The sequence below is a fragment of the Ideonella azotifigens genome (assembly GCF_006519715.1).
GTDB classification, from domain to species: Bacteria; Pseudomonadota; Gammaproteobacteria; order Burkholderiales; family Burkholderiaceae_C; genus Ideonella; species Ideonella azotifigens.
Genome location: NZ_VIDT01000302.1, coordinates 1 through 6,419, shown reverse-complemented (window position 1 = coordinate 6,419; position 6,419 = coordinate 1). Strand labels below are relative to the sequence as shown.

Annotated in this window: 5 protein-coding genes; 4 read left to right on the top strand and 1 reads right to left on the bottom strand. The window is 67.1% G+C overall.

The genetic code is table 11. The annotated features are described in order from the left end of the window. A partial coding sequence (locus FKP22_RS17575) for a lytic transglycosylase domain-containing protein (protein WP_233446872.1) occupies window positions 1–853 on the bottom strand: 853 nt, incomplete at its 3' end. A gap of 262 nt (window positions 854–1,115) precedes the next feature. On the opposite strand from FKP22_RS17575, the gene FKP22_RS17570 reads away from it, so the two are divergent. The 4 genes from FKP22_RS17570 to FKP22_RS34275 all read left to right on the top strand — a co-directional run. Then, the gene (locus tag FKP22_RS17570) at window positions 1,116–2,690 is read left to right on the top strand and encodes a UbiD family decarboxylase domain-containing protein (protein WP_141288815.1); all 1,575 of its coding nucleotides are present in this window, start codon (window positions 1,116–1,118) and stop codon (window positions 2,688–2,690) included. Between the two features lie 472 nt (window positions 2,691–3,162). Next, entirely contained in the window at window positions 3,163–3,723 is a 561-nt protein-coding gene (gene msrA, locus FKP22_RS17565) for a peptide-methionine (S)-S-oxide reductase MsrA (protein ID WP_141288817.1), read from the top strand. Between the two features lie 6 nt (window positions 3,724–3,729). Beyond that, window positions 3,730–4,131, top strand: a complete 402-nt coding sequence (locus FKP22_RS17560; RefSeq protein ID WP_141288813.1) for a hypothetical protein — start codon at window positions 3,730–3,732, stop codon at window positions 4,129–4,131. A gap of 203 nt (window positions 4,132–4,334) precedes the next feature. Beyond that, window positions 4,335–6,419, top strand: a 2,085-nt coding sequence (locus FKP22_RS34275) for a TonB-dependent receptor (protein ID WP_141288811.1), incomplete at its 3' end; no start/stop codon positions are given.

The following is a 6,419-nucleotide window of genomic DNA, read 5'->3' as shown; positions in this document are numbered from 1 at the left end:
GCGGCGTGACCGCGCCTGGGGCGACCGACAGGGCCTGCGCATTGTTGGCCGCGGTCATCACGGCGTTCGGCACCGTCACCGGCACGCTCTGGCCAGCCGCCACGCGCAACAGGTGGCGCTGTTCGGCCAGTACCTTGCCGGCATAACCGCCGTCTTCTTCCTGGTTGCCCGCGCCCACGTAGAAACGCAGGCCGGCTTCCAGCCCACCGGCGCGGGAGATGCATTCCTTGAGCACCTGCACACCCACGCGAAGATTGGTCACCGGATCAAAAGCCGTCAGCTTGCCGCCGAAGGCCTCGTATTTCTGGTTGTGCACGCCAGTCATGACCTGCATCAGCCCTTGCGCGCCCACGGGGCTTTGCGCGAAGGGGTTGAAGCTGGATTCGATCGCGACGATCGCCAGGATCAGCGTCGGGTCCAGCTGCGCGCGCTGGCCCACGTGCCAGGCTTCCTGCACCAGGCGCGCGACAGGCTCCGGCGCCACGCGGTAGCGGCGCGACAGCCAGGTCGTCACCACGGCCTGCTGGCGGTTCAGCGCTGCCGGGTCCATCGCCAGCGCGCGGGCCAGGTTCCCGGCGTCCGGGTCGTCCGGCATGGCCACGAAATCCGTTTCGGCCGGTGCATTGCGCGCGGTGTTGCGCGCCTGCAGCCAGTCGTACATGCGTTGCTCGGTCGCGCTTCGCAGGTCAGCGCGGCTGAACGTGAAGACAATGGCGGCAAGCACCAGCAGTCCCACCAGGGCCAAAACGTTGTGGCTGACCTCCAGCAGGCCATGCCCCACATCGCGCAGGAACACGCCAGCACTGCGGCGTCCTGCGTCGGCCATGCGCTGCCACCATGAAGGTTCAGACATGTCCATCCTTTCCTCGGGCGCCACGCGTCGCAGCGTCTGCGGCAGGAAGCCGATCAGGGATGCTGAGGGTGGCGATAATCGATTGCCAAGTCGGGCCGGTGCATATGTGCACGCCAGCATCGCAAACTTGACCGAACGGCTGCCTTGTCGCGGCGCCTCTTGGCGAGGGCGCGGGCTAACCTGGATTGGTTGATGGAGCAGATTGTAGGCAGGCGAAATAACCAGTCAACCATAAGGACTTAAGTTCTTATAACGAAACAATATGAAATACCGGGATCTTCGCGGCTTCATTGGCGCTCTGGAATCGCGCGGTGCGCTCAAGCGGGTGCAGGCGCCTGTGTCGCCGCACCTCGAAATGACGGCCTTGGCCGACCAAGTCCTGCGCGCTGGCGGCCCCGCATTGCTGTTCGAGCAGCCTGCTTTTGCCTCGATAACGCCGCATTCAGCACCGAACGTGCCGGTGCTCGCCAATCTGTTCGGTACACCGCAGCGCGTGGCCTGGGGCATGGGCGCTGAAGCGGTGGACGAGTTGCGCGACGTGGGCCGGCTGCTGGCCGCGCTGAAGGAGCCGGACCCCCCTAAAAGCCTCAGGGAAGCCGGCAAACTGTGGGACATGGCCAAGGCCGTCTGGGACATGAAGCCGGCCAAGGTCGGCTCGCCGCCGTGCCAGGAGGTGGTGCTGCAAGGCGCCGAGGTGGACCTGGGCCGCTGGCCGATCCAGTTCTGCTGGCCTGGTGACGCTGCGCCCTTGATCACCTGGGGCTTGGTGATCACCCGCGGGCCGCGCAACGTGCCGCAACCTCGCTTGCGCCAGAACCTGGGCATCTACCGCCAGCAGGTGATAGCCCGCAACGAGGTCATCATGCGCTGGCTGGCGCACCGGGGCGGCGCGCTGGATTTTCGCGACTTTGCGCGCGTCAACCCAGGGCAGCCGTTCCCCATCGCCGTCGCGCTCGGTGCGGATCCGGCGACCACGCTGGGCGCCGTGACACCTGTGCCGGACAGCCTGTCCGAATACCAGTTCGCCGGCCTGCTGCGTGGTGGCCGCACCGAGCTGGCCGACAGCAGCGTCGGCGAAGGCGACCTGAAGCTGCAGGTGCCGGCGCGGGCCGAGATGGTGCTGGAAGGGCACATCCCGACCGCGCCCGCCGGCTTCACCGGCCACAGCGAGCACGGTGTGCCGGTCAAGGAAGTCGGCGGCTACCTGCATGCGCTCGAAGGCCCGTATGGCGACCACACCGGCTACTACAACGAGCAGGACTGGTTCCCGGTGTTCCGCATCGATAGGCTCACCCACCGGCGCGACCCGATCTATCACTCGACCTACACCGGCAAGCCGCCGGACGAGCCTGCCGTGCTGGGCGTGGCGCTGAACGAGGTGTTCGTGCCGCTGCTGCAAAAGCAGTTTCCAGAGATCGTCGACTTCTACCTGCCGCCCGAAGGCTGCAGCTACCGCATGGCGCTGATCTCCATCCGCAAGGCCTACCCCGGTCACGCCAAGCGGCTGATGTTCGGCCTGTGGAGCTTCCTGCGGCAGTTCATGTACACCAAGTTCATCGTGGTGACCGACGATGACGTGGACATCCGCAACTGGCAGGACGTGATGTGGGCCATCACCACCCGCATGGACCCGGTGCGCGACACCACGCTGGTCGAGCAGACGCCGATCGACTACCTGGACTTCGCCTCGCCCGTTAGCGGCCTGGGCGGCAAGATGGGGCTGGACGCGACCAACAAATGGCCTGGCGAAACCAGCCGCGAATGGGGCCGCGTGATTGCGATGGACGATGCGGTTCAGGCCCGCATGAAGGCCTTGTTCGACCAGCTCAACCTGTGAGCATCGGCCAGCCGCGGGTGCTGTGCAAGAAATAACGAATGGGTGGCACCGGTGCAGGGATACGCGCTTGCGCTGGCGCCCCCTTTGGCGCTAATCTAAACCCGCCTCTTCACTGAGGTACTTCATGAAGACGCCATCGCTGCGTCTTTGAGGCCCGGGCCCATTTCTCGCCCGATCCTCGCTGGATGGCGAATGCCGTCCACAAGACCTCCGGGCCGGCAACGGGCCGGAGGTCTTCGTACTTGTGGGCCGCACTTTCTTGCCGCACCCATGGGGTCGCACTCATGGTGCCCACTGGTGGCCTGCACCGAGGCTTGCACCGGCCGCCAGCGGCTTCAGATAAGGGGGAGCCGGCACGGCGGGCCCTCAGCCCGTCAAAATGCAACTTGTGCCGGTTTTGCCGCACCGCTTCGGATGCGCGCGTTGCGCCACCACAGGACCCGCCATGACCGCTGCCTTTGCCTCTTCCCCCATGTCCACCATGCCTGCAAACGCCGATGCGAGCGCACCCCAGCTGATCACGCTGGCGGGGGGATGCTTCTGGTGCCTGGAAGGCGTTTACGAACAGGTTCAGGGCGTGCTGTCCGTGCAGTCCGGTTATGCCAATGGGCAGGTGGACGATCCCAGCTACGAGCAGGTCTGCGCCGGCACGACCGGCCATGCCGAGGTGGTGCAGCTGCGCTTCGACCCGGCCCAGGTCAGCCTGCGCGAGCTGCTGGAAATCTTCTTCGTGATCCACGACCCAACCACGCTGAACCGGCAGGGCAATGACGTTGGCACCCAGTACCGCTCTGGCATCTATGTGAACGACGAGGCCCAGTTGCCGGTCTGCCGCGAGGTGCTGGCAGAAGTGCGGCAGGCGACCGACAAGCCGGTGGTCACCGAACTGCAGCCCTTGAAGCGCTACTGGCCGGCCGAGGACTATCACCAGCACTACTTTGCCAACCACCCGGAGCAGGGCTATTGCGCCTACGTGGTGGCACCGAAGGTCGAGAAGTTCCGACGCAGCTTCACGCGCCTGGTGCGTGGCTGATTGCAGATGACCCGCAGGCGCTTCTGGCCAAGGTCGGTCCGGCTGAGCTGGCCGGCGGCGCTGGCACTGGCGCTTGCGCTGCTGTGCGCCCAGACCCTGGGCACGCTGCACAGCCTGCAGCACGGCAACGGCTTGCCGCGAGGTGCCGCACGGCAAGCCCTTGTCGCCAAGGCGATTGCCGCGCCACAAGCCAAATCGCTTGGCGCAACGCTCTGGTCTCACGCCGCCGGCCATGCCGACTGCCAGCTGCTCGATCAACTGCTGCACGCCGACCTGCTGCCCCAGGTCACGCTGGCGCTGCCAGCCGAAAGCCCGCGGCCGCCCCGGCTTGCGGTGGTGGTCCCGGTCGCCCTCCACGGGCAGCTTGACCGGCCCTACCAGGCCCGCGCGCCCCCTTCGCTGGCCTGACGCCAGCCCCTTCGCTCCGTTCCCCGCCCACGCATTGCCGATGCGCATGCCGACCTGCGCCTTGCCGCAGGCCCTGGCCTGTGCGTCGCTGCTGGGTGGTGAGTCGTTGAGCCGACGCCTGCACGCGCCCTGCGTGCACCCGATTTGACTTGCCCGTCACCATCGCCTCGCGCAGTTCTGGTGGGGCGGGCCATGGATTTCCAATGTTGCTGCCCACTTCCCTTGTTGCTTCCTCTTCCTCCCATTTCGCGCGACAGCAGTCGCCACACGCCTGGCCGCTGGCCCGGCTGCACCATGCCACGCTGCTGGCCTTGGCGGCACTCTCCGCCGCTGCCCAGGCCCAAACCGTGACGGCAGCTGCCGCGCCGAACCAGGCCGGCACCGCCGCTGCCGGCGCCCCCGCCCAGGTCGTGATCACCGGCAACCCGCTGGGTGGCGACCCGGCCCAGGCCGCCAGCGTCTTGACAGGCGACAAACTCACGCTGCGACTGGCGCCGACGCTGGGCGAAACGCTGGACGGCCTGCCCGGTGTGTCTTCCAGCTGGTACGGCCCGAACAGCAACCGGCCCACCATCCGCGGGCTGGACGGGGACCGCGTTCGCCTGCTGGACAACGCCGGTGCCTCGGTCGACGCATCCAACCTCAGCTTCGACCATGCGGTGGCGCTGGACCCACTGGTGGTTGAACGTGTCGAAGTCCTGCGTGGCCCGGCCTCGCTGCTGTATGGCGGCAATGCCACCGGTGGCGTGGTCAACACCATTGACAACCGCATTCCCACCACCGCGCTGGACGGGCTGGGCGGCAGGGTCGAACTGCGCGCTGGTGGCGCCGCGAGCGAGAAGTCCGCTTCCGGCCTGCTGGAAGGCGGGCAGGGCGGCTTCAACTGGCACCTGGATGGCTTCAAACGCAAGACCGAGGACTTGCGCGTGCCGCGCTTCACGCCGGTGGAAGACGGCGAGGCAGGCGAGCCGAGCACCAGGGTTCGCAACTCCGCTGCCGAGACCGAAGGCGGGGCCATCGGCGCGTCCTATGCCGACGCTGCTGGCTACCTGGGCGCCTCGCTGGACACCTACCGCAATGTCTATGGCGTGACTGTCGAGCCAGACGTGACCATTCACATGAAACGTGACCGCTTCAGCCTGGCCGGCGCACATGAGCTTGACGCGCTGGGTTTCGAGCAGCTCAGCTTCCGCTACGGCCACACCGACTACCGCCACCAGGAAGTCGAAGGCACAGGCGAAGTGGGCACCACGTTCGACAGCAGTGGCAACGACCTGCGGCTGGAGGCGCGCCATCGCGGCCTGTTTGGCAACGGGGCGCAGGGCGTGATCGGCCTGCAGGCCGAAACGCTGGACTTCTCGGCGTTGGGTGAGGAGGCTTTTGTGCCCAACACCCGCAGCCGCAATGCCGCGCTGTTCGCGCTGGAAGAGGTCAATGCCGTGGGCGGCAAGCTCAGCCTGGGCCTGCGTGCCGAGCGCGCCGCCGTGCATTCCGAGGGCGATCAACCGGATGCCGAGGGCCAGTTGGGCAAGCGCTTCGGTGCGGCCACCAACCGCGACTTCACGCCGCTAAGCGCCTCGGTGTCCGGCACTTGGCCGCTCGCTTCGCAATGGTCTGTCAGCGCGTCGTTTGGCAGCACCCAGCGCGCACCGGCTTATTACGAGCTGTTCGCCAACGGCCTGCACGTGGCCACCGCTTCCTATGAGCGTGGCAATGCCGACCTGGGCCTGGAGCGCAGCACGCATGCCGACCTGGGCCTGAACTGGGCCCAGGGGGCAGACAGCGCGAGCCTGCAACTGTTCGGCATGCGCTTTGCCAACTTCATCTCGCTGGAAGCTTCTGGCCGGCAGGTGGACGAGGCTGGCGAACCCGGTGGCGATTCGCCTGAGTACGTGTTTCGCGGTGTGCGGGCGCAGCTCTGGGGTTTGGAGCTCGAAGGCCACACGCGTTTTGCCCGGCTGGGTGGCTGGCAGCTGGACTTGAGCAGCGGCCTGGACATGACGCGCGGCGAAAACCGCGACACCGGCGAGGCGCTGCCGCGCATCGCACCGCTGCGCGTGACGCTGGGCCTGGACGCCAGCCAGGGCAACTGGCAACTCGGCGCGCAGGTTCGGCATGCGGTCGAGCAGAACCGGGTGCCGGCGAGCGATGTGCGCACGCCCGGCTACACGCTGCTCAGCCTGTCGGCCAGCTACAAGCAGGCATGGGGCGCCAACACCGACGCGCTGTGGTTCCTGAAGCTGGACAACCTGGGCAACACCCTGGCCTACAGCGCCAGCTCGATCCAG

Coding starts and splice junctions, on each gene's coding strand:
- FKP22_RS17570 (WP_141288815.1), top strand. CDS start 1,116: ATGAAATACCGGGATCTTCGCGGCTTCATTGGCGCTCTGGAATCGCGC.
- FKP22_RS17560 (WP_141288813.1), top strand. CDS start 3,730: ATGACCCGCAGGCGCTTCTGGCCAAGGTCGGTCCGGCTGAGCTGGCCG.
- msrA (WP_141288817.1), top strand. CDS start 3,163: ATGTCCACCATGCCTGCAAACGCCGATGCGAGCGCACCCCAGCTGATC.